At 46.5% G+C, this 23,110-nt stretch carries 15 protein-coding genes and 1 riboswitch; of the genes, 12 read left to right on the top strand and 3 right to left on the bottom strand.

Annotation, left to right across the window (positions count from 1 at the left end; genetic code table 11):
* Nucleotides 1-64 precede the first annotated feature (64 nt).
* A complete protein-coding gene (locus BSQ33_RS06780) occupies nucleotides 65-1,381 on the bottom strand; it encodes a cation:proton antiporter (RefSeq protein WP_021019719.1) in 1,317 nt (438 codons plus the stop codon).
* A gap of 189 nt (nucleotides 1,382-1,570) precedes the next feature.
* Here BSQ33_RS06780 and metH point away from each other — a divergent pair, with 189 nt between their 5' ends.
* The gene (gene metH / locus BSQ33_RS06775) at nucleotides 1,571-5,245 is read left to right on the top strand and encodes a methionine synthase (protein ID WP_088133706.1); all 3,675 of its coding nucleotides are present in this window, start codon (nucleotides 1,571-1,573) and stop codon (nucleotides 5,243-5,245) included.
* A 96-nt stretch (nucleotides 5,246-5,341) separates the two neighbouring features.
* Here metH and BSQ33_RS06770 read toward each other — a convergent pair whose 3' ends face one another.
* Nucleotides 5,342-5,869: a single-stranded DNA-binding protein gene (locus BSQ33_RS06770; protein ID WP_088133705.1), complete on the bottom strand. Its 528-nt coding sequence runs from the start codon at nucleotides 5,867-5,869 to the stop codon at nucleotides 5,342-5,344.
* A 272-nt stretch (nucleotides 5,870-6,141) separates the two neighbouring features.
* On the opposite strand from BSQ33_RS06770, the gene BSQ33_RS06765 reads away from it, so the two are divergent.
* From BSQ33_RS06765 to BSQ33_RS06750, 4 genes are all read left to right on the top strand, one after another.
* On the top strand, nucleotides 6,142-6,789 hold the full coding sequence (locus BSQ33_RS06765; RefSeq protein ID WP_027694103.1) for a response regulator transcription factor: 648 nt from the start codon (nucleotides 6,142-6,144) through the stop codon (nucleotides 6,787-6,789).
* Between the two features lie 117 nt (nucleotides 6,790-6,906).
* Nucleotides 6,907-7,794, top strand: coding sequence for a UTP--glucose-1-phosphate uridylyltransferase GalU (gene galU / locus BSQ33_RS06760; protein ID WP_021019723.1), 888 nt, complete (start codon nucleotides 6,907-6,909; stop codon nucleotides 7,792-7,794).
* A 138-nt stretch (nucleotides 7,795-7,932) separates the two neighbouring features.
* Nucleotides 7,933-10,755: an excinuclease ABC subunit UvrA gene (uvrA, locus tag BSQ33_RS06755; protein WP_088133704.1), complete on the top strand. Its 2,823-nt coding sequence runs from the start codon at nucleotides 7,933-7,935 to the stop codon at nucleotides 10,753-10,755.
* An 89-nt stretch (nucleotides 10,756-10,844) separates the two neighbouring features.
* Nucleotides 10,845-12,557 carry a PglL family O-oligosaccharyltransferase gene (locus BSQ33_RS06750; protein WP_198298165.1) on the top strand — a complete coding sequence of 571 codons (1,713 nt, stop codon included), beginning with the start codon at nucleotides 10,845-10,847 and terminating at the stop codon, nucleotides 12,555-12,557.
* Nucleotides 12,558-12,559: 2 nt separating this feature from the next.
* On the opposite strand, the gene BSQ33_RS06745 is transcribed toward BSQ33_RS06750, so the two are convergent.
* Nucleotides 12,560-13,690, bottom strand: a complete 1,131-nt coding sequence (locus BSQ33_RS06745; RefSeq protein ID WP_021019726.1) for a pyridoxal-phosphate-dependent aminotransferase family protein — start codon at nucleotides 13,688-13,690, stop codon at nucleotides 12,560-12,562.
* 186 nt (nucleotides 13,691-13,876) lie between these two features.
* Nucleotides 13,877-14,053: riboswitch (Lysine riboswitch) on the top strand.
* 111 nt (nucleotides 14,054-14,164) lie between these two features.
* Between BSQ33_RS06745 and lysC the strand changes: the two genes are divergently transcribed.
* The 7 genes from lysC to BSQ33_RS06710 all read left to right on the top strand — a co-directional run bounded on the left by lysC (nucleotide 14,165) and on the right by BSQ33_RS06710 (nucleotide 23,109).
* Entirely contained in the window at nucleotides 14,165-15,526 is a 1,362-nt protein-coding gene (gene lysC / locus BSQ33_RS06740) for a lysine-sensitive aspartokinase 3 (protein ID WP_021019727.1), read from the top strand.
* 271 nt (nucleotides 15,527-15,797) lie between these two features.
* A complete protein-coding gene (locus BSQ33_RS06735) occupies nucleotides 15,798-16,403 on the top strand; it encodes a 4Fe-4S dicluster domain-containing protein (RefSeq protein ID WP_021019728.1) in 606 nt (201 codons plus the stop codon).
* Nucleotide 16,404: 1 nt separating this feature from the next.
* On the top strand, nucleotides 16,405-18,438 hold the full coding sequence (hyfB, locus tag BSQ33_RS06730; RefSeq protein ID WP_232471958.1) for a hydrogenase 4 subunit B: 2,034 nt from the start codon (nucleotides 16,405-16,407) through the stop codon (nucleotides 18,436-18,438).
* Nucleotides 18,435-19,391, top strand: coding sequence for a respiratory chain complex I subunit 1 family protein (locus BSQ33_RS06725; RefSeq protein ID WP_269768122.1), 957 nt, complete (start codon nucleotides 18,435-18,437; stop codon nucleotides 19,389-19,391). Before hyfB ends, BSQ33_RS06725 begins: the two co-directional genes overlap by 4 nt.
* An 11-nt stretch (nucleotides 19,392-19,402) precedes the next feature.
* On the top strand, nucleotides 19,403-20,842 hold the full coding sequence (locus tag BSQ33_RS06720) for a hydrogenase 4 subunit D (RefSeq protein ID WP_021019731.1): 1,440 nt from the start codon (nucleotides 19,403-19,405) through the stop codon (nucleotides 20,840-20,842).
* A 22-nt stretch (nucleotides 20,843-20,864) separates the two neighbouring features.
* Nucleotides 20,865-21,500, top strand: a complete 636-nt coding sequence (gene hyfE, locus BSQ33_RS06715; RefSeq protein ID WP_232471957.1) for a hydrogenase 4 membrane subunit — start codon at nucleotides 20,865-20,867, stop codon at nucleotides 21,498-21,500.
* Between the two features lie 4 nt (nucleotides 21,501-21,504).
* Complete coding sequence (locus tag BSQ33_RS06710; protein ID WP_198298164.1) at nucleotides 21,505-23,109, top strand: hydrogenase 4 subunit F; 1,605 nt, start codon at nucleotides 21,505-21,507, stop codon at nucleotides 23,107-23,109.
* Nucleotide 23,110: the final 1 nt, after the last annotated feature.

Below are 23,110 nucleotides of genomic sequence, written 5' to 3'. Positions count from 1 at the left end.
GTATTGAAATCTCTACTCTATTTTTAAGATGGTTCACGCAAGTGAACCATCTTTTTTGAGTCCATTAAGCTTGATTTTCTTTAGCTTGAGCTGCTTCTTCGATTTCTTTATCAAGTTCTGCCTTTTTGGCTTTTTCAACCATTGGTGTAATAGTTGATCCCTGAACCAAGATAGAGAAGACAACAACAGCATAAGTCATTACCAGAATAATCTCTTTCACATCAATAAGCTTTTCCGGAATGATAAGAACACCCGATGGAATAGAAAGTGCCATCGCTAACGCTAATCCACCACGCAGCCCGCCCCAAGTTAATATTTTTACTGACCATTGGTTGTACTTGCGGTAGCGTTTGAATCCGATATATGACACGTAAACACTTAAATAGCGTGCTAGCAGTACTAATGGGACAGCAATCGCCATCATGATCCAATCTTCTTCGTGGAATCTGAAAAGTAGCATCGACATGCCGATTAAAAGGAAAAGCACACCATTGAGAAATTCATCAACGAGTTCCCAGAAATGATCCAAATGTTCTTCACTCTCTTTGGAAAAACCGATAAACCGCGTCCAGTTACCAATCATAATTCCAGAAACAACCATTGCCAGCGGGCCTGAGACATGGAGGATTTCGGCAAATGCGTAACCGGCTGTGGGAATACCGATGGTGAGTAATAATTCCATCGAATGGTCATCTGTCGCACTGATCAGATAATGGAAAATCATACCCAGAACGAAGCCATAGGCTATGCCTCCAATTGCCTCTTGCATAAACAACTGGGAAACACTGATAACTGTTGGTGGCTCTGAACCGAAAGCAATTGTAAATATCGTGACGAAGATGACTAAGCCGAAACCATCATTGAATAAGGATTCGCCTTCAATTTGCGTTGAGATTCTCTTCGGGGCATTCAGTTTTTTCACAATAGCGAGAACGGCTATCGGGTCGGTCGGAGAAATCAGCGCACCAAATAGCAGGCAGTACACCAGGTCAAATTGGATCCCGATCAACTGACAGATGCCATATAAAGAGAAGCCGATGAAGAAAGTCGAGAAAAGTGTGGCACCAAGAGCAAGTATCGTGATCTCCCATTTCTGATCTCTTAAGTTAGGGAGTTTGATCCCCAGACCACCGGCAAAAAGAAGAAACCCTAAAATGCCTTTGAGCAGAAAGTTTTCAAAGTTGATGCTACTCATGGTCGTTACCGCAATTTGGGTCAAATGGAACCAATTATTTTGACCCGCAATTAAGATCAGTAAAGACAGCATCATTGAACCTGCAGTAATTGCGATAGTGGTTTGCATCTTACTTATTTTACTGTTTAGAAAAGCAATCAGCATTGCAGCAGCAGCAAGAAAGCATAGTGTATGGTAGACCGACATCTTTTTCTCTTCACATCTTGAACACGGAGGCTGAAATTTTCCTTTGATGTCGGATAAATAGCAATCACTTTTTCTGATCGTGAGGATATCTCTTTGCGGTTAAATTGTTCTATCATATGACTATATAGACGTCTATACTTCTAAATGTTGTGTGGTAGGATGAATAAAAAGCAGGGATAGGGCGAAAAAGTGACTTGTATAAAGCATCGGATAGCAAAGCAGCTTCAACAACGTATTTTATTGATTGATGGTGGCATGGGCACCATGATTCAGGGATACAACCTACAAGAGGATGATTATCGCGGAGAACGTTTTGCTGATTGGCACTGCGATGTAAAAGGTAATAATGATCTTCTTGTATTGACTCAACCCGATTTAATTAAAGAAATTCATTCGAGTTATCTTGAAGCGGGTGCTGATATTATTGAAACCAACACATTCAACGCAACCGCTATTGCTATGGCTGACTATGATATGCAGTCATATAGTGAAGAGATCAACTTTGCCGCTGCTCAGTTAGCTCGTGAGACTGCAGATCAATGGACCGCGAAAACCCCGGATCGTCCTCGCTATGTTGCGGGGGTACTGGGGCCGACTAACCGAACATGTTCGATTTCTCCTGATGTGAATGATCCGGGGTTTCGTAACGTCACTTTTGATAACTTAGTCAAAGTTTATTCTGAATCGACTCGTGCCCTGATTAAAGGCGGTGTTGATCTGATCATGCTAGAGACGATCTTTGATACGTTGAATGCGAAAGCTTGTGCCTTCGCGGTTGAGAGTGTGTTTGAAGAATTACATACGACTTTGCCTGTCATGATTTCCGGTACTATTACCGATGCTTCAGGCCGAACCCTATCCGGCCAGACAACAGAGGCATTTTATAACTCACTACGCCATGTTCAGCCCTTATCATTTGGATTGAATTGTGCGCTTGGTCCCGATGAATTGCGACCTTACATCGAAGAATTATCCCGAATTTCTGAGTCTTTTATCTCTGCTCACCCCAATGCCGGATTACCCAATGCTTTCGGTGAATATGATTTGTCTCCCGAAGAGATGGCGGAGCATATTGGTGAGTGGGCCAGGGCCGGTTTTCTGAATTTAGTCGGTGGATGTTGTGGAACGACTCCTGAGCATATCCGTCATATCGCTTTAGCCGTAGAAGGGGTTAAACCCCGTTCCCGACCCGATATTCCCGTAGCCTGTCGATTATCAGGATTAGAGCCGCTGCTGATTGAGAAGGACTCACTTTTTGTCAATGTCGGAGAGCGGACAAACGTTACGGGTTCGGCCAGATTTAAACGACTTATTAAAGAAGAACAGTACGATGAAGCTTTAGATGTTGCCAGACAACAAGTCGAAAATGGTGCTCAGATTATCGATATCAACATGGATGAAGGCATGCTCGATGCAGAATCCTGTATGACACGTTTCTTAAATTTGTGCGCATCTGAGCCTGACATTTCCAAAGTTCCGGTGATGGTTGACTCATCAAAATGGGAGGTTATTGAATCCGGATTAAAATGTATTCAGGGCAAAGGAATTGTGAATTCAATTTCTTTGAAAGAAGGTAGAGAGAAATTTATTCATCAGGCGAGATTGATCCGTCGCTATGGCGCTGCCGTCGTTGTAATGGCATTTGATGAGGCTGGTCAGGCAGATACCCGCGAGCGGAAAATTGAAATTTGTACCAAGGCCTATCACATACTCGTTGATGAGGTTGGTTTTCCTCCGGAAGATATCATCTTTGATCCTAATATTTTTGCTGTTGCAACGGGGATTGACGAGCATAACAACTATGCGGTTGATTTTATTCATGCTGTCGGTGATATCAAAAGAGAACTGCCTTATGCGATGGTCTCGGGCGGGGTTTCGAATGTTTCTTTCTCATTTCGCGGTAACAATTATGTGCGCGAAGCGATTCATGCCGTATTCCTTTACCACTGTTTTAAGAATGGTATGGATATGGGGATCGTCAATGCCGGTCAGCTTGAGATCTATGACAATGTTCCTGAAAAACTGAGGCATGCGGTTGAAGATGTCATTCTCAACCGAAGAGATGATGGGACAGAGCGTTTGCTGGAAATAGCAGATGAGTATCGTGAAAATGCGGTGGGTAAAGCAGATGATGCCTCAGCATTAGAATGGCGGACATGGCCTGTATCTAAGCGTCTTGAACATGCATTAGTGAAAGGGATTACGGAGTTTATTACTGAAGATACAGAAGAAGCGAGACAACAAGCGTCGAAACCATTAGAAGTGATCGAAGGTCCTCTCATGGATGGGATGAACGTCGTCGGAGATTTGTTCGGTGAAGGGAAAATGTTTCTCCCTCAGGTGGTTAAATCGGCTCGGGTGATGAAACAGGCGGTTGCCTTTCTTGAACCGTACATTAATGCGGAGAAACAAGCTGGCAGTACCAACGGGAAAATATTACTGGCCACCGTGAAGGGGGACGTACACGATATTGGGAAAAATATCGTCGGGGTTGTATTGCAATGTAACAACTATGAGATCATTGACCTTGGGGTAATGGTCCCTTGTGAACAGATACTCAAAGTTGCGAAAGAAGAGCAGGTTGATATTGTCGGTTTATCTGGATTAATTACCCCATCATTAGATGAGATGGTTCATGTTGCCAAAGAGATGGAACGGCAAGGGTTTGAGTTGCCGTTGCTGATTGGCGGTGCAACAACATCGAAGGCGCATACCGCGGTGAAGATTGAGCACAATTACCATCAGCCAGTGGTTTATGTAAACAATGCCTCCCGGGCTGTGGGGGTTTGTACCTCTCTGCTTTCGAATGATTTACGGCCGGGATTTGTTGAGAAGCTGAATATTGACTATGAACGGACCCGGGATCAACATGCCCGTAAAACGCCTAAAACCCGCCCGGTCACACTGGAAGACGCACAGGCCAATCGTGTCGCGATTGATTGGGACAATTATACGCCGCCTGTACCGGTGAAAACTGGTGTACACGTATTTGATGATTTTGAAATTGGGACATTACGTCGATATATCGACTGGACACCATTTTTTATGACGTGGTCACTGATGGGCAAGTACCCAGCTATTCTGGATCATGAAGAGGTGGGGGATGAGGCGCGTCGTCTGTTCAACGATGCCAATGAATTTCTCGATCGCGTTGAGCGCGAAGGCCTCATGAAAGCACGAGGCATTTGTGCTTTGTTCCCTGCGGCAAGCGTTGGTGATGATATTGAAGTCTATTGTGATGAATCTCGTCAAGACGTCGCCCACCGTTTACACCATTTGCGGCAGCAAACACACAAGCCAAAAGGGTATAACTATTGCCTGTCTGACTATATCGCACCAAAGAGCAGTGGTAAAAAAGACTGGATTGGTGCTTTTGCTGTTACGGGGGGAATCGGTGAACGAGAACTGGCTGATGCATATAAAGCGCAAGGCGACGATTACAATGCCATCATGGTTCAGGCTGTTGCCGACCGATTGGCTGAAGCATTTGCTGAATATTTACATGAACGGGTACGCAAAGAGATCTGGGGATATGCCGCTGATGAGTGTTTGACGAATAATGAATTGATCCGAGAAAAATATCAGGGCATTAGACCCGCTCCCGGTTACCCTGCTTGTCCGGAGCATACGGAAAAAGCCACCATCTGGGATATGCTTCAAGTGGAAGAAAAAATTGGGATGTCTTTAACAACCAGTTATGCAATGTGGCCTGGTGCATCTGTGTCTGGCTGGTATTTCTCTCATCCTGATTCCCGTTATTTTGCTGTGGCGAAAATTCAAGAAGATCAACTGTTGAGCTATGCTGAACGAAAAGGTTGGGGACGGGAATATGTTGAAAAATGGCTTGCACCGAATATGGCATAACTAATTTTGGTACGACTGAGTAACAATAAGGCCCCGCATCGCGGGGCCTTATTGTTATATGATTTACCCGATAGTCAGGGTATTAAAAACAGAAGCCTAGAATGGAATATCGTCATCAAAATCCATTGGTGGCTCATTGTATTGTGGTTGCGGTGCTGATTGTTGCTGCTGATGCGCTGCTTGTGATTGTGGCTGTTGAGGCTGTCCCCATCCACTGTTTTGTTGCTGAGCTTGCATCCCTGGCTGAGACTGAGCTTGACCACCAGAGCCTTGGCGACCACCGAGCATTTGCATCACACCGTTAAACCCTTGAACAACAACTTCAGTTGTATAACGTTCCTGACCACTTTGATCTTGCCATTTCCGCGTTTGCAACTGCCCTTCAATATATACCTGAGAACCTTTGCGTAGGTATTCTCCTGCGACTTCTGCCAATTTACCGAACAGGGCGACACGGTGCCACTCGGTTTTTTCTCTTTGCTCACCCGTTGTTTTATCGCGCCATGTTTCCGACGTCGCAATCGTGATGTTCGCAACTGCACCGCCACTTGGCATGTAACGAACTTCAGGATCACTTCCAAGGTTCCCAACTAATATAACTTTGTTTACTCCACGGCTTGCCATGCTTTGCTCCGTCATCTCATGATGTATCTATTCAGCGCATAGGATACCACGCTTGATAAAGGTCTCAACTACCTTACTGAATTCTGATCGCATTTCATCTAAAAGTCTCGGAAATCACACCATTTTTTTCAATCCCACTCGATTTTTTTAAAACTGATAGACTTCATGTTTTCAAGGCCACAAGACGTTGCACGATAAACAATTGATTGAATTAGAAGAGTTTTTTCTGTTCTGGCATGTTGTTCGATATTCCATCAGACACCGACAGACCTATGAAAAGATCAAATTACAGCAGAGTGCTCTATGTCCTCTATCCCGATAATCAAGAACCCTCAACGTTCTATCATGAAATCGAGGGCGCACTCGGACAGAGACTCCCCAAAATCCAACCTCGGCAGTTTCTGCTGTCCCATCAGACCGATCGGCATAAAATTCTCCTGTTTGATTATCAACAAAAAGAAGTATTGCTATCTCGCTTGAATATGGATAATGCACTGGATTTGTGCCTCGAAACCGTAGTTATCAATGTTGAGAAACGCCCGAGAACAGAGGAACTTCTTCAACTCGGTAATTTGAAAGGGTTGTTTTATCGTAGTGATCCGATTGAACTGATCATTGCTGCTTTGCGTGAAATCCGAGAAGGGCAAATTTATTTACCACGACATATTTGTGGTCAGCTTCTTCATTACTATCGCCATTTATTTAACAATAAAAATGTTACTGCGGCGATCTCGCTGACGTCCAGAGAGTTGGAAATCCTGCGCTGTCTGAAAACGGGGGCATCGAACACTCAAATTGCAGATAATCTGTTTATCAGTGAATTCACGGTCAAATCACATCTGTATCAGATCTTTAAGAAAATCTCGGTGAAAAACCGCACTCAAGCCACAACATGGGCAAAACAAAATCTAGTCTCATAAATGAGTCAGTAGTATGATTTGACAGTGTCTTTTCAATCCCTAAATCACCCTGCTGAGTCAGTCGTGATATAGTGAGTAAAGTTGATGAAAAACCTGAATACAACAAGGTAATGAAATATGATTAAAAAATGTCTCTTCCCCGCAGCTGGCTATGGAACCCGTTTTTTGCCCGCAACTAAATCAATGCCGAAAGAAATGATGCCAGTCGTGAACAAACCTTTGATCGAGTACGGGGTTGATGAGGCGATTCAGGCAGGTATGGATGGAATGTGTATTGTGACTGGGCGAGGAAAGCACTCGATCATGGATCATTTTGATATGAACTATGAACTGGAGCACCAGATCAAGGGAACCAACAAAGAGAAGTTGCTTGTCGATATTCGTAAAATCATTGAAACCACAAATTTTACTTACATTCGTCAGCGTGAAATGAAAGGGTTGGGTCATGCCATTCTTACCGGGCGGGAACTTGTTGGAGATGAGCCGTTTGCTGTTGTACTTGCTGATGACCTGTGTGTCAGTGAAGGCGATGGGGTTCTTGCCCAAATGGTGGCGTTGTTCAAACAATTCCGCTGTTCAATTGTCGCGGTGCAGGAAGTTCCAGAAGATGAAACACATAAGTACGGTGTGATCGCTGGTGAGATGATCAAAGATGATCTGTTCCGGGTTGATGATATGGTCGAAAAACCAGAGGCGGGTTCTGCTCCAAGTAATCTGGCCATTATTGGTCGTTATATTCTGACGCCGGATATCTTCGATCTAATCGAACAGACGGAACCGGGTAAAGGTGGCGAAATTCAAATTACCGATGCTTTGCTAAAACAGGCGAAAGCCGGTTGCGTACTGGCCTATAAATTTAAAGGGCATCGTTTCGATTGTGGGAGTGTCGAAGGTTATATTGAAGCCACGAACTACTGTTTTGAACACCTTTATCAGAAGAACTCAGACCAAGTTGAACTCAATAAACATTCAACGCAGAAAGGTGAACAAGCGGTTTCAGCTTGATCGGATGACCCGCGAGAATGAGCGTCATCCGGCGCTCATTCTTTTAGCTAAATACTGTTTTTTTATACAGCAATACTTTGCTCATATCTGACTCTATGTAATACTAGGTTATTGCCACATGTTACCAGAGCATAGAAGATGGATAGTATTGACGTTCGGGGTGCTCGTACCCACAATTTAAAAAATATCAGTCTGACTCTTCCGCGTGACAAACTCATCGTTGTCACTGGGTTATCCGGCTCAGGAAAGTCTTCCCTCGCTTTTGACACGTTATATGCTGAGGGGCAAAGACGTTATGTTGAGTCTCTGTCGGCTTATGCCCGACAATTTTTGTCCTTAATGGAAAAACCCGATGTGGATCATATCGAAGGTTTGTCTCCAGCCATTTCCATTGAACAAAAATCCACCTCTCATAACCCGCGTTCAACGGTTGGTACTATCACTGAAATCTACGATTATCTGCGTCTGCTGTATGCACGGGTCGGGGAGCCTCGCTGTCCGGAACATCATACCCCGCTGGCTGCACAGACGATAAGTCAGATGGTGGATAAAGTTCTTGAGCTTCCGGAAGGGGCAAGGCTGATGTTGCTTTCTCCCATTGTCAAAGAACGGAAGGGAGAACATGTAAAAACACTGGCAAACCTTGCTGCACAGGGATTTATTCGCGCCCGAATTGATGGTGAAATCAGTGACCTTTCCGATCCACCGACATTAGAACTTCATAAGAAGCACACAATTGAGGTGATTGTTGACCGTTTTAAAGTGCGTTCAGATTTGCAGCAGCGTTTGGCCGAGTCTTTTGAAACTGCGTTAGAATTGTCCGGTGGGATCGTGGTTGTCGCACCGATGGATGAAGCGGGTGATGAAATTGTATTTTCATCGAATTTTGCCTGTTCACATTGTGGGTACAGTATGCAGGAGCTGGAGCCGCGACTATTCTCATTTAATAATCCAGCCGGCGCCTGTCACACCTGTGATGGGTTAGGCGTACAACAATATTTTGATCCATCCCGCGTCGTTCAGGATAAAAGTCTCAGTTTGGCAAATGGGGCGATTCGTGGTTGGGACAAGAAGAACTTCTACTATTTTCAAATGTTGACGTCACTTGCTGAACATTACAATTTTGATTTGACGACACCTTTCGAAAAACTACCGAAGAAAATTCAAAATGTTGTTCTGCAAGGATCAGGAACACAGTCGATTGAGTTTAAATATGTCAATGATCGCGGTGATACCCGGATAAAATCCCATCCTTTTGAGGGGATTCTGAGTAATCTCGAAAGGCGATACCGAGAGACCGAATCGAATTCAGTCCGGGAAGACCTGATTAAATTTATCTCGACTAAACCTTGTGCCAGTTGTCACGGAACTCGGCTTCGACAAGAAGCTCGCAATGTGTTTGTCAATGAAACTACGCTTCCTGAAGTTGTTGAGCTGAGTATCGCTGAAGCTCTGGCTTTCTTTGAGTCGTTGCAATTGACGGGTCAAAAAGCACAAATAGCTGAAAAGGTCATGAAAGAGATTAATGACCGACTCCAGTTTCTGGTTAATGTCGGCCTCAATTATCTCAATCTCTCTCGCAGTGCTGAAACTCTGTCCGGTGGTGAAGCACAAAGAATTCGCTTAGCAAGCCAAATCGGAGCGGGCCTGGTCGGGGTGATGTATGTGCTGGATGAACCTTCGATTGGGTTACATCAGCGTGATAACGAAAGATTACTGCAAACGCTGACGCACTTGCGTGATTTAGGTAACACCGTAATTGTTGTTGAACATGATGAAGACGCGATTCGGACTGCTGACTACATTGTTGATATTGGACCGGGAGCCGGTGTGCATGGCGGGCATATTGTTGCTCAGGGAGATGTCGAGCAAGTGATTGCAACACCGGAATCGTTGACGGGCCAATATTTAAGTGGTGCAAAATCAATAGCCATTCCTGCACAAAGAACCCCATATGATGCCAAGAAAGTTGTCGAACTCTCCGGCGCCAGTGGCAACAATCTCAAAGATGTTACTTTGACGATTCCTATTGGACTGTTTACCTGCGTAACTGGTGTTTCAGGATCGGGTAAATCGACTTTAATCAATGATACGTTCTATAAAATTGCCCACATTGAACTCAATGGTGCCAGTGCTGAAGAGCCAGCGCCTTACAAGAAAATCAAAGGACTGGATCAACTGGATAAAGTCATTGATATCGACCAAAGTCCTATTGGTCGGACACCACGTTCTAATCCGGCAACCTATACCGGAATCTTTACACCGATCCGTGAGTTATTTGCCGGAACACAAGAGTCTCGTTCCAGAGGTTATAAACCCGGGCGGTTCAGCTTTAATGTCCGGGGCGGGCGTTGTGAAGCATGTCAGGGTGATGGCGTGATTAAAGTGGAAATGCATTTCCTGCCAGATGTCTATGTGCCATGTGATATCTGTAAAGGGAAACGTTATAACCGAGAAACTTTGGAAGTGAAATATAAAGGTAAAACCATTGACGAAGTGCTTGAAATGACAGTGGAAGATGCCAGAACTTTCTTTGATCCGGTGCCTGTGATTGCCAGAAAATTGCAGACATTGATGGATGTCGGGCTTTCTTATATTCGTTTGGGTCAGGCCGCAACCACGCTTTCCGGTGGTGAGGCTCAGCGGGTCAAGCTTGCCAGAGAGCTTTCTAAGCGCGATACCGGTAAAACCTTGTACATACTTGATGAGCCGACAACAGGGCTACATTTCGATGATATTCAGCAATTGCTGACGGTCCTTCATCGATTGAGAGACCATGGCAATACAGTGGTCGTGATTGAACATAACTTAGATGTGATTAAAACGGCCGACTGGGTTGTCGATCTGGGGCCAGAAGGCGGGCAAGGTGGCGGCGATATCATCGCTCAAGGGACACCGGAAGAGGTGTCCAAAGTTACGGGCTCTCATACCGCACGTTTCTTGAAACCTATGTTAGAATAGCTTCCATAAAATACGTCCTGTAGGGAGACGCAGCGTAACGATGTGATTTTATGTTGTTACATCGTCTCCCCCACAACATGAATGAGACTATGGCGACACTGATCGTGCGGGGAACGAGGCTCGAGCCATCTCCGGTAAAACTGCCTTTAAATCGACCTTTTTTATTTGTTCTCGGGATGCTATATCTCATTTTCTTGCATTTTCCGAGTGACCTGAATATTGGTGCTGGTTTAACACTGTTGTTTAATATGACGACTTGGTTTTGGGTCAGTACTGCTATTTCTGTCGGTATATTTCAGGTAAGCAGGGCCGGGAGGATCAGGTATTCAAAACTGACGTTCGGCCTCTTGATCTGCTGCTTACTGCTGACACTACCGCTGTTTTATGATCACGCCTCTGCCTCACAATCAGCATATCGAGTGATTGCTTTATGGGGGGGATTTCTTCTCTTTGTGGTGCTTCAGCAGTTTCGCTTTAGCAACAAGCATAAACACCGGCTCATCTGGTTGATCGTGTTATCTGCATTGGTTGAAAGCGGGTTAGCTTATTATCAGTTATTTGTCGATCCGGCCCAAGTGCCACTGGGCGTATTTCCCTCGGTCAATACATTCGCAACGTATCTTGCAACTGGTCTTTTGGCATCAGGATATTTGCTTTCCCGACATTTAAAAAAGTATCAGGCTCAATTTAGCATTGCCAGTCTGCTCTATGTCACGCCATTACTGTGTATGCCTCTATTGGTGTTACTCCGCTCGGTTACAGGGTGGGGCGTGACTCTGATCGGTATTGTGATGATTTTTCCTTACCTGTATCGATTTGCCAGTCGGAAAAGACTTTGGGGATGGAGCATCTCCATTATGTTGGGTTTGCTGAGCGGACTGATTCTGATTCAGGCGCTTTACGCGACACCGTTTAACACTCAGTCTATCAAATGGTTATCACCGTTATCGGACAGTCTGGCGCAGACCGTCGATATGTTTATCGAGAAACCGTTTACGGGGTATGGCTACGGTCACTTTGAAGAAGAATATGTACTTTATAGTGCCCGGCAACATCAATTAAATCCGAACTATCCGTCACCGTTAGCCGGGTTGTCACACCCGCATAATGAAGTGCTTTATTGGGGGATTGAAGGTGGCATTCTACCGATTTTCGCAATCACGTTAGCCGCTTTATTTGTTCTGGGGCGTATTTATGGTGCAAAACCTAAAACCCGTCTTGCGACTGTGTCGCTGCTTTTTCCTATTTTCATGGCTAGTCAGGTCGATGATGTGTTCAGCCAGTCTGCAATTCACTGGGTTACCTTCATCATTCTCTTGTTTTGGGTTGATCAACGTGTCGCAAAATATAGAAGTGTTCCTATCCATCGTCTGACAATTCGAGGGTTAAATGGGGTGGGAATCTTACTTCCGATTTTAGCATTGCTGTATTGTGGCGCATTGCTTCGGGCACAAAGCTTATTGATGCAATACAAACAGGGGCAACATCTCTCGCTTCAGGCACAAAAGTATGTGCCGAGCGTTTGGCATGATCAGTTGATGAAAGTGCAGTTGATTGACCAGTTGAAGCAAAAGAATCCGCAACAGCATAGTCAGACACTGAGTACCTACGTACCTTGGCTGCTTGAGTTGATCCAGCGGCAGCCAAGGCCGGAATACTATCAGTTGCTCATGGCGTTATATCAGCATATCGGAGATATCAATCGTGCCGAGCAATCACGGATTGAGGCTGAGTTTTTATTTCCTCACTATCCTTTTGTGCTCCCGGACACACAACCGATTGTACGGTCCAATCCTGAGTAATTTCATTGCCTGCTCTGTGTGAGCGCATCTTCCAATGCTTTGAGGCAGAGGGCGATATTTTCGGGGCGGGCGCTATATCCCATCAGCCCGATTCGCCACGCGTTACCGGCAAACTGGCCTAATCCTGCACCAATTTCCAAATTATACTGGTGCAGCAAATAATTTCTGACCCACGCATCGTCAATCCCTTCAGGAATCCGGACTGTATTCAGTTGTGGCAACCGCTCTGATGCTTCAACGACAAACGTCAGCCCCAGTTGTTCGAGCCCTTGTTTTAATTGTTGGTGCATTTGCTGGTGGCGATGCCATGACGACGCCAGTGATTCTTCTTGTAACAGCACTAGCGACTCATGGAGTGCGTATAACGTATTTACCGGTGCAGTGTGGTGATAACTTCGTTTCTGTTGACCGCTCCAGTACCCCATGACCAAGGTTTGATCGAGAAACCAACTCTGGACCGGGGTCTTACGAGCTTTAATGGTTTCAATTGCCGCCTGGGAAAATGTCAGAGGAGAGAGACCGGGAACACAGGAAAGACACTTTTGGCTCCCTGAGTAAACCGCGTCGAGTTGCCATTCATCCACCGCTAAAGGGACGCCACCTAGTGAAGTGACTGCATCCACGATGGTCAACAAACCGTACTGCTTGGCTAAATGGCCTAGCGCTTTCGCATCACTGAGTGCTCCGGTTGAAGTCTCGGCATGGACAAACGCTAATACTTTCGCATCCGGATGTTCTTGAATGGCCTGTTCGACTTTTTCAACGGATACACTTTCTCCCCATGCGTTATCCACCAGCACTGCGTTGGCCCCACAGCGCACCACATTTTCCCGCATTCGTTCGCCAAAAACGCCGTTTCGGCAGACGATTACCTTGTCTCCCGGCTCAAGTAAATTAACGAAACAGGCTTCCATTCCGGCACTGCCGGGGGCCGAAATCGCAATTGTAAATTCATTTTCGGTCTGAAATGCATATTGTAGGAGAGACTTCAATTCATCCATCATTTGAATAAATAACGGGTCAAGGTGCCCGATTGTCGGTCGGCTTAAGGCCTGTAAAACCCGAGGATGAATATCAGACGGGCCGGGGCCCATGAGTGTTCTTTGCGGTGGGAAAAAACTGTGTACAGTCACAAGCTGACTCCTTTCATTGACGCTGTTCGGCAAGTTATCAGGCTAACGCTTATTGGTGAGGAAAGCTATCCGACACAAGTCTAGTCGTAAATTTTTCTGCAATCTGATGGTTTGGATAAAAATTGACCTGCTTGGTTCAATTTGTCATTGACATTGATAGGACAAAAACGTTCAATACCTAGGCTATTAAGCAGAAGAGGAGCACTGCCCAGGCAGGTATTCTGTGGAGCCTCAACTCCAAGACAGAATATTCAGGGGGAGTAGTGCCGAGACGGTCCAGAGTTGTGGATTTGGATTGTCGGGTGAATGGGCTGAATCCCGTCAACTGTCATCAGTGCTAACTGATGAAGAGCTTCTGAGGTCTACTCTCATCGAATCGCCTCTATTTTTGCTCTAGAAATACTCTCTTCGAACATTGGACGTTGGTTACCCAACACAACATTTTTTATTTTAGGAAGTCGTGGGAGAAATGCCGTGAGTGCATTCAATGTCGCCAAATTTGGCGGAACAAGCGTGGCAAACTTCGAAGCAATGAGTCGTTGTGCTGCCGTCATCGAAAGTAATCCGGACACCAAGCTTGTTGTCAGTAGTGCCTGTTCTGGTGTGACAAATCTGCTGGTTGAACTTGCCAACGGTGTTCAGGATGCAGAAAGACGTACCTCTATCTTAGAACAATTAGCTGATATTCATTTTTCAATTATTGAATCATTGCAAGAACAAGACTCAGTCAAAGAAGCAGTACAGGCGATTCTTGACACGGTGACGAGTCTCGCGGACGCGGCATCGTTTCAGACCAGTAATAAGCTGACCGATCATTTGGTTGCCTGTGGTGAATTAATCTCAACGCATATTCTGACTCAGGTTCTCAAAGAACGCGGTATCGATGCCGTCAGATTTGATATTCGTGATGTATTACGCACCGATGGTTACTATGGCAGGGCCGAACCACAAGTCGAAGTTACGGGCATGCAAGCGAAAGAGAAACTGGCACCATTGTGTAAAAAACAGCTGGTGGTAACACAGGGATTCATCGGTTCGGATGAGCAGGGTAATACAACCACGTTGGGCCGCGGTGGGAGTGACTACTCAGCGGCACTGATTGCAGAAGCGGTTCAGGCATCCGGGCTGGAAATCTGGACGGATGTTCCCGGAATTTATACCACGGATCCACGCATTGTGCCTAACGCTGCCCCGATTCCTGAAATTAGCTTCAATGAAGCTTCAGAAATGGCAAACTTTGGCGCAAAAATCTTACACCCTTCAACGTTGCTGCCTGCGCTTCGGCACGGGATTCCCGTTTTTGTCGGTTCATCGAAAGAGCCGGAGAAAGGGGGGACATGGATTCGGAAACGTGTTGAAAACTCGCCTTATTTCCGCGCGTTGGCATTACGGGCCAATCAAACCATGGTGACGATTCGCAGTGCTAAAATGTTCCACGCATATGGCTTTTTGGCCAAAGTTTTTGAAATTCTGGCCAAGCATAAGATCTCAGTCGATTTGATTACCACATCAGAGATTAGTGTCTCGATCACGCTGGATAAAACGGACACAGCTGGTGGTGCGCCAGAGCTTCCTGCGGCTGCCCGAGCAGAGTTGGAAGAACTCGCTCATATTGAAGTCGAACGAAATCTGAGCCTGGTGGCTTTGATCGGGAACCATATGGAGACCAAAGGTTATGCCAAAAAGGTGTTCAGCACGCTGGGCGATTACAACATGCGTATGATTTGTTATGGCGCCAGTGATCATAATCTGTGTTTTCTTGTTGATGCTGACGACGCAAAAAGTGTCATCCAGAAACTGCATCAGGATCTGTTTGAGCCGCAAGACAACGACTAAAACCATAAAGAAAACAAGTCTGAAGATTCATAAGAGGTTGGCGATGCCAACCTCTTTTTTTATGCCATTTTTCGGCTTGCTCGTACTTCGTCAATAGTGTCGAGACGAAGTGTCGAGCGTGATTAATTGGGTGGATGATTCGTTTACGATATAGGGATTTTTAAACCTTATTTTTATTTAAATAATTGATTTATAATAAATAAAAAACAAATTAATACGAATGGCATGGTTATTGCCCCCTGAGTTGATTATTTAGCTGTCAGGGGATGCTATGAAAAAATTTGTAGTTGCCGATCCTAAGAAGTGTATCGGATGTCAAACATGCATGGCTGCCTGTTCTGATGTTCACCAGAAAGTCGGATTGCAAAGTCACCCGCGTCTGACTGTGGTGAAAAATAACGATACAACGGTTCCGGTCATGTGTCGTCATTGTGAAGATGCACCGTGCGCAACGGTCTGTCCGGTTCAGGCAATCACCAAAGAGGCTGATCGGATCTTTCTGAATGAATCCATTTGTGTCGGATGCACATTGTGCGCGGTGGCTTGTCCGTTTGGTGCGATAGCACTGGATGGGAGTCGTCCGGTTTCTCATGCCAATAGTTATGACACGTATATACCGTCAACACCACGTTCCAGCAATCCATCGACTTCTGTGCCCCAAACATTTGGGCATGATCTCTTGGCTTGGGAACCGGGGGTTAAAAGTATCGCGGTGAAATGTGACTTATGTGAATTCAGAGAGGAAGGGCCCGCCTGTATGGAAGTCTGCCCGACTGAGGCAATTGTGTTGGTGAGTGATGAAGCCACAGAGCGTGCCCGCAAGCTCAAGCGAGAAGTGACGGCCAACAGCTCACCGATTGTGGATATGGAGAAATAACATGATGAGTCCTTTATCGCTGTTGGCTTTATCGATGGGATGTTATCTCATCGCCTGTGTTGTGGCCTTATTTGGCAATTCTCGACGAGAATCTTTTTGTGTCTCTCTTGCAAGTCTGTGTTCCACGGTTGGGGGAATTTCCGGTGCGATCAGCGCTGGGTATGCGTTGGTCAGCCATCAGGTGTGGCAGGCACAGCTTTTTAGTCCTTTCCCTTTTGCGCAATTACTCATTCGTTTTGACGGATTAGCGGCATTTATGGTGCTGGTTATTTCTCTGATTGTCATTGCTGCCTCTATATACGGCTTACATTACATGAAAGAGTATCAGGGCAAAGGAGCATGGGGGATCAGTCTTTTCCTCAATCTGTTCGTCGCGTCGATGGTCGCGTTAGTTGTGGCAGATAATGCATTTTACTTCATCGTCTTTTTTGAAATGATGTCTCTGGCATCCTACTTTCTGGTGTTGGTTGAGCAGAGTGAAAAAAGTATTCGTGCGGGCTTGCAGTATTTTCTCATTGCCCATGCCGGTTCTGTGCTGATCATGATTGCCTTCTTTATGCTTTACCGAGCCGCCGGAACGCTCAATTTCACTGATTTTTCCCATCTGTCCTTACCCGCGTGGGAGTCGTCAGTCATCTTCTTACTGGCATTCTTTGGCTTTGGGGCAAAAGCCGGCATGATCACGTTACATAGCTGGTTGCCTCAGGCGCACCCTGCCGCTCCTTCGCATGCATCGGCACTGATGTCTGGTGTGATGGTTAAAATTGGTGTGTTCGGCATCATTAAAGTCGGACTTGTTTTTCTCGGTGGTGCAGAAGTCTGGTGGGGATATCTGGTGCTCGCCTTTGGCGCTTTCTCCTCCGTGCTGGGCGTCATGTATGCACTGGCAGAGCATGATATCAAACGCTTGCTCGCCTATCACACCGTGGAGAATGTCGGCATTATCTTAATGGGGGTCGGTGTGGCAATGATCGGGACAGCATCCGGTCATCCGGTTCTTGCGGCTTTAGGTTTGCTGGGCGGGCTTTATCATCTGCTCAATCATGCGGTGTTCAAAGGCTTACTTTTCCTTGGTGCCGGCTCGGTCATCTCTCAGGTTCATACCAAAGATATGGAAAGCATGGGAGGGCTAGGCAAGCTGATGCCTTATACCGCAATCACTTTCTTGATTGGCACCATGGCGATTTCTGCATTACCGCCACTCAATGGGTTTGTCAGTGAATGGTTTATTTATCAATCTTTGTTTCAAATGAGTCAGCAACATCATGTCTTGATGGTGACCGCAGGACTCGGCGCTGTTGTCATGCTGGCGATAACCGGGGCTTTGGCATGTATGTGTTTTGTGAAAGTTTATGGTATCTGCTTTACCGGAGCGCCACGAACCAAAATAGGTAGTCAGGCACGAGAAGTCGGATGGTCGATGCTTGTTGGCACGGGATTTCTTGCTTTGCTGTGTGTGATTCTTGGTGTCGGCTCTCCGTGGATTTCGCCTTACATTTCTGACGTTGCCACCAACACGCTGGCAATCACCCCGATTGATGTCCAGCAGGGAATGGCACTTCATCCGGTCTCAACCACGCAGGCCATTCTTTCGACACCGATCATTACCATCAGTTTGATTGTCCTGTTGATTGTCCCGTTTTTGGTCTTGTCTCTGTTTAAGAAGCATCGTCTCGAACGACGTCATCAAGGCCATCCATGGGCGTGCGGATATGCTTATGAACAACGCATGACGGTTTCTGCGAGCGGATTTACGCAACCCCTGCGCTATATGTTCTCCCCGATCTATCGTTTACGGATCTTGCTCGACCCGTCTGGCTGGATGAAACGAACCTACCAGCAGGCGACCATTTCAGCAGCGGCTGTTGAGCCGGTATTTGACCGATTCTTAGTTCGACCTTGTTGTGATGCGGCGTTGAAGCTCGGTGACTGGGGAAGAAAGCTACAGGGCGGGGATTTTCGAATCTACTGTCTCTACATTGTGATAGCACTGATTGTGTTACTTATTATTCCGTTTGAATCAGGAGTGAAATGATGCCTGAACTACATATGCCTGAGATGAGCTGGATGGTGCTTGCATTTGGTCAGGCTCTATTCATGCTGCTTTTGACACCGCTAGCCACCGGATTTTCACGTGTACTCAGAGCCAGAATTCATTCCCGACGCGGACCGGGGTTACTACAAGATTATCGGGATATCGCCAAGTTACTGCGTCGTCAGCCGGTTGCTCCGGAGAATGCCGGTGGCATTTTCTGGGCGATGCCGTGGATCCTGATCGTCACGATGTTACTGATTGCGATGGCATTACCGACTTTGACGCAAGTGTCGCCGTTTCCGATCTCCGGTGATGTGATTACGGATATCTATCTGTTGGCGATCTTTCGGTTCTTTTTTGCCTTAGCCGGGATTGATGCCAATAGCATGTTTGGTGGTATCGGTAGTAGTCGCGAGCTCACATTGGGGGTTCTGGTTGAGCCGATTTTAATGCTGGCCATTTTTCTGATGGCGCTGATGGTGGGTTCGACCGATTTGGGGTACATCAGTCAGGGCATGTTAACTGAAAGTCTCAATCAACCGATTCCCGTGGTTCTGGCCGGTGTTGCCTGTGCTTTTGCTGTGTTTATCGAAATGGGAAAACTACCGTTCGATGCTGCTGAAGCTGAGCAAGAATTGCAGGAAGGTCCGGTGACTGAATATTCCGGTTCGGGATTAGCGATGGTGAAGCTGGGACTGGGGCTGAAACAACTGGTGGTTGCTCAGCTATTCTTGGCGATTTTCTTTCCGTGGGGAAAGGCAGCTGAACTGACGTTGACTGCTTTGGTGATCGCGGGTGTGATTCTGGTGGTCAAGCTCATCGTGGTGTTCTTTCTGGCGGCATTGGTTGAAAACAGTATGGCACGTGTCCGTTTTCTGAATACTCACCGGCTGACCTGGTCCGCCTTTGCTTGTGCGGTTCTGGCACTCGCATTTTATATTATTCGATTGTGAGGTATTAAACGATGGAAATCATTGGATTACTCACTATTGGACTTCCTTTTCTGGGGGCAATTTTCATCTTGTTTGCCTCCGAACAGTCTGCAAAGTGGATTTGTCAGTTTTTTGCAGTATTGGCGACATTGGGAACATGGGGATTGTCTTATCTCTTTTTCTCGACAGGTGGCGAAGCGGTTTCGGTGCCTCTGTTGCATGTAGGACATGTCCTGATTTTTGGTCTGGTTTTCGATAAAGTCAGCACCCTGATTGCCGTGGCGGTTGTCGGGTTAGGGCTGATCGTCGCGTTCTATTCTCTGGGGTATATGAGCGCCGGAAACAAAGAACACGCACAACATGGCGCGAAGCGATATTATGTGTTTCTGCTGATCTTTATCGGTGCTATGGCTGGTCTGGTCTTCTCTTCAACCATTCTGGGACAACTGCTGTTCTTTGAAATTACGGGGGCTTGTTCTTGGTCTCTGATCGGTTATTACCAGACACCGTTGGCGTTTCGTTCGGCACTGAAAGCCCTGATTGTCACTCATATTGCGTCATTGGGGTTATTCATCGCTGCGGCGACCCTGTTTGTTCAGGCGGGGACGTTTGAACTGACCGCAATTGCAGGGCTAAACCCAATCGCCAAAATGGTGGTGTTGTTTGGCATCATGTTTGCCGCGTGGGGGAAATCGGCTCAACTACCGATGCACATGTGGCTGCCCGATGCGATGAATGCACCGACGCCGATTAGTGCCTATTTGCATGCTGCTTCGATGGTCAAAGTCGGTGTTTACATTTTTGCCCGCAGCATTCTGTCTGCCGGCACCATTCCTGAAGTCGTTGGAATTGTCGGGATCATCGGGGCGATGATCACCATGATCTACGGTTTTTTGATGTACTTGCCGCAGAAAGATATGAAGCGGTTGTTGGCTTACTCAACGATCACTCAGTTAGCCTACATTTTTCTGGCACTCTCGATGGCAGCAATGGGGTCATCACTGGCACTGGAAAGCGGCGTTGCTTACATCTTCAACCATGCCTTTGCCAAGTGTTTGTTCTTCTTTGTTGCGGGCTCATTCAGCTATGCCTGCGGCACCCGAATGCTTCCTCAACTGAAAGGGGTGATTCGAAAATCACCGCTATTAGGGGTTGCATTTTGTATCGCTGCCATGGCAATCGCAGGGGTTCCGCCATTGAATGGCTTCTTCAGTAAATTTCCGTTGTTTGAGGCCGGATTCCATCTCTCTTCGACTCATACCTGGCTGACACCGCTGTTGATTCTGGCGCTGGTTGAGTCTATCGCGACATTTGGCTGGCTGCTGTATTGGTTTGGTCGCACCATTATCGGTGAGCCTTCTGAAGCGGTTGAGCGAATGTCTCCCTTACCCCGTTCAATGAAAATAACGTTAGTTGTATTAATCGCAATGTCGGTGCTATCGAGTGTGATTGCTTCAACATGGCTTCAATAGGAGATGCATAATGGATGATCTCATGATGAATAATCTTGCCGGATTGTTAGTCATCACGTCTTATTTTGTGGTGATTGCCCGTCAGGTGAGAACTGCATCTTGGCTGTATGCCGGTCAGTCTTTGGTGTTGGTACTGCTCTTTGTGGTTATTGCTGACCATTATGACGCGAGTGATTTGTACCTTTGGTCGATAACCGCTTTTATTTCGAAAGTGGTTTTGTTACCGACGATTTTATATATCCAGTTAGGAAAAATGCGGGATGCAGAGGCTGAAAAGGTCATGTTTCACCCAGCGTTGATTGCGGTCTTCGTCGCGGTGATTAGTCTGGTTTGTCTCTATATTATCCAGCCCGTGGCACTGCCGATGGTTGAAACGCTCAAACCTGTACTCGCTGTATCGCTGGCACATTTCTTTATTGGGTTGCTTTGTATTATCACGCAAAGAAACATTCTCAAGCAGTTATTCGGCTATTGCCTGATGGAGAATGGTTCATCACTGATGTTAGCGCTGGTTGCACATCGCGCCCCTCACTTATTGGAAATCGGTATCACCATTGACGCGATCTTTGCGGTGATTGTGATGGTGATTCTGGCTCGGTTAATTTTTCGCAGACTCAATACGTTGGATGTGAAACAACTGACTGTATTGAAAGGGTAACTGTATGATGTCAATGAATCATTTATTTCCGTTCTTGCTTGGCATTCCCTTCATCGCAGCAATGATTGCTTTTGTTTGTATTGCACTGCGAGAGCAATTCCGGCAATTATCGATGGTGATCCACCTTGTCAGTGTCGTGGCAACTTGGGGGATCAGTTGGGGGATGGCCGCGGCAGTGTTCGAGCATGGTGCGATTTTCTCTGCCGGGCATTGGCTGATGCTTGACGGACTATCCGCACTGTTCCTTGCGGTGTTGGGGCTGGTGGCATTGTGTACCGGGATTCATTCGATCGGTTATATCGGGCATGAATATCAACACGGTGAATTGTCAAGTAAGCAAGTCTCGCTGTTTTACGGGCTGTTCAACCTGTTTTTGGCGACCATGCTGGTTGCTTTAACGGCCAACAATATCATGATGATGTGGGTCGCGATTGAAGCAACAACCGTGAGTTCTGTCTTTTTGGTTGGCTTGTATTATCAACGCTCATCACTGGAAGCAGCTTGGAAATACATCATGTTGTGCAGCGTCGGGGTTGCGTTTGGCTTATTTGGCACGGTGATGACCTATGCCAATGCCGTTGCCGTATTCGATGCGCCGGAGCAGGCGTTGTTATGGACAACGCTACGGGATCACGCGCATTTGCTAGATCCGCGCCTGATGCAAATTGCCTTTATCTTTATCGTGATTGGGTTTGGGACCAAAACCGGTTTATTTCCCATGCACACTTGGTTGCCGGATGCGCACTCCGAAGCGCCCAGCCCGGTTTCCGGATTGCTTTCAGCCGGGTTATTAAACTGCGCGCTGCTGATCATTTTGCGTCATTTCGCCATCAGTTCTATCGTGCTTGGCAGTGATTTTGCCCGCTCTCTGATGCTCGGATTCGGGCTGCTATCGGTTGGGGTGGCTGCATTATTCATTTTGGTTCAGCAAGATATCAAGCGGTTGTTAGCTTACTCCAGTGTCGAAAATATGGGATTAATCGCCTTCGCGATTGGTCTTGGTCCGCTGGGGATTTTTGCCGCACTGCTGCATATGATGAATCACAGTCTTGGGAAAACACTGATGTTCTGTGGCGCTGGCAATATCATGTTGAAGTACGGTACCCGGGACATGAGTATCATCAAAGGTGTGGTCCGGATTGCACCATGGACCGGTATTCTGTTTGGCGCCGGTGCCCTCGCGCTTGGCGGTGTGCCCCCATTTAACCTCTTCGTCAGTGAATTTTTGATTATTTGTTCCGGGTTGTATGCCCAACATCCGGTGTTCATCATCATTTTACTCCTACTGTTGACGCTGGTTCTGGCTGGATTTGCCCGGATGGTTGCGGGATGCGTGATGGGAGCCGCCCCTGAGCATGTTGAAAAAGGGGAAGTGAATTATCTGACCGTGTGTCCGCTGGTGGTGCTGATTGTGCTAATGGTTGTGATGGGGACCCATATTCCGAACACGATTTTGCATGGTGTCGAGCAAGCGACACAAATTGTCATTAATCAACCCGATCACCCCCTCCTTGAAACACTCAATCTCCCTTGGCAACAAGGGATAGAACACATTTCTTCAAGCAGTGACAGTCTATCGGCTGTTTCTCTGACTGAATCGATCAACTAGA

The sequence above is a fragment of the Vibrio gazogenes genome, from assembly GCF_002196515.1.
Classification (GTDB): domain Bacteria; phylum Pseudomonadota; class Gammaproteobacteria; order Enterobacterales; family Vibrionaceae; genus Vibrio; species Vibrio gazogenes_A.
The sequence above is the reverse complement of the archived record's forward strand: the minus strand, read 5'-3'. Positions and strand labels throughout refer to the sequence as shown.

Coding starts and splice junctions, on each gene's coding strand:
- BSQ33_RS06780 (WP_021019719.1), bottom strand. CDS start 1,381: ATGTCGGTCTACCATACACTATGCTTTCTTGCTGCTGCTGCAATGCTG.
- BSQ33_RS06770 (WP_088133705.1), bottom strand. CDS start 5,869: ATGGCAAGCCGTGGAGTAAACAAAGTTATATTAGTTGGGAACCTTGGA.
- BSQ33_RS06765 (WP_027694103.1), top strand. CDS start 6,142: ATGAAAAGATCAAATTACAGCAGAGTGCTCTATGTCCTCTATCCCGAT.
- galU (WP_021019723.1), top strand. CDS start 6,907: ATGATTAAAAAATGTCTCTTCCCCGCAGCTGGCTATGGAACCCGTTTT.
- uvrA (WP_088133704.1), top strand. CDS start 7,933: ATGGATAGTATTGACGTTCGGGGTGCTCGTACCCACAATTTAAAAAAT.
- BSQ33_RS06750 (WP_198298165.1), top strand. CDS start 10,845: ATGGCGACACTGATCGTGCGGGGAACGAGGCTCGAGCCATCTCCGGTA.
- BSQ33_RS06735 (WP_021019728.1), top strand. CDS start 15,798: ATGAAAAAATTTGTAGTTGCCGATCCTAAGAAGTGTATCGGATGTCAA.
- hyfB (WP_232471958.1), top strand. CDS start 16,405: ATGATGAGTCCTTTATCGCTGTTGGCTTTATCGATGGGATGTTATCTC.
- BSQ33_RS06725 (WP_269768122.1), top strand. CDS start 18,435: ATGATGCCTGAACTACATATGCCTGAGATGAGCTGGATGGTGCTTGCA.
- BSQ33_RS06720 (WP_021019731.1), top strand. CDS start 19,403: ATGGAAATCATTGGATTACTCACTATTGGACTTCCTTTTCTGGGGGCA.
- hyfE (WP_232471957.1), top strand. CDS start 20,865: ATGATGAATAATCTTGCCGGATTGTTAGTCATCACGTCTTATTTTGTG.
- BSQ33_RS06710 (WP_198298164.1), top strand. CDS start 21,505: ATGATGTCAATGAATCATTTATTTCCGTTCTTGCTTGGCATTCCCTTC.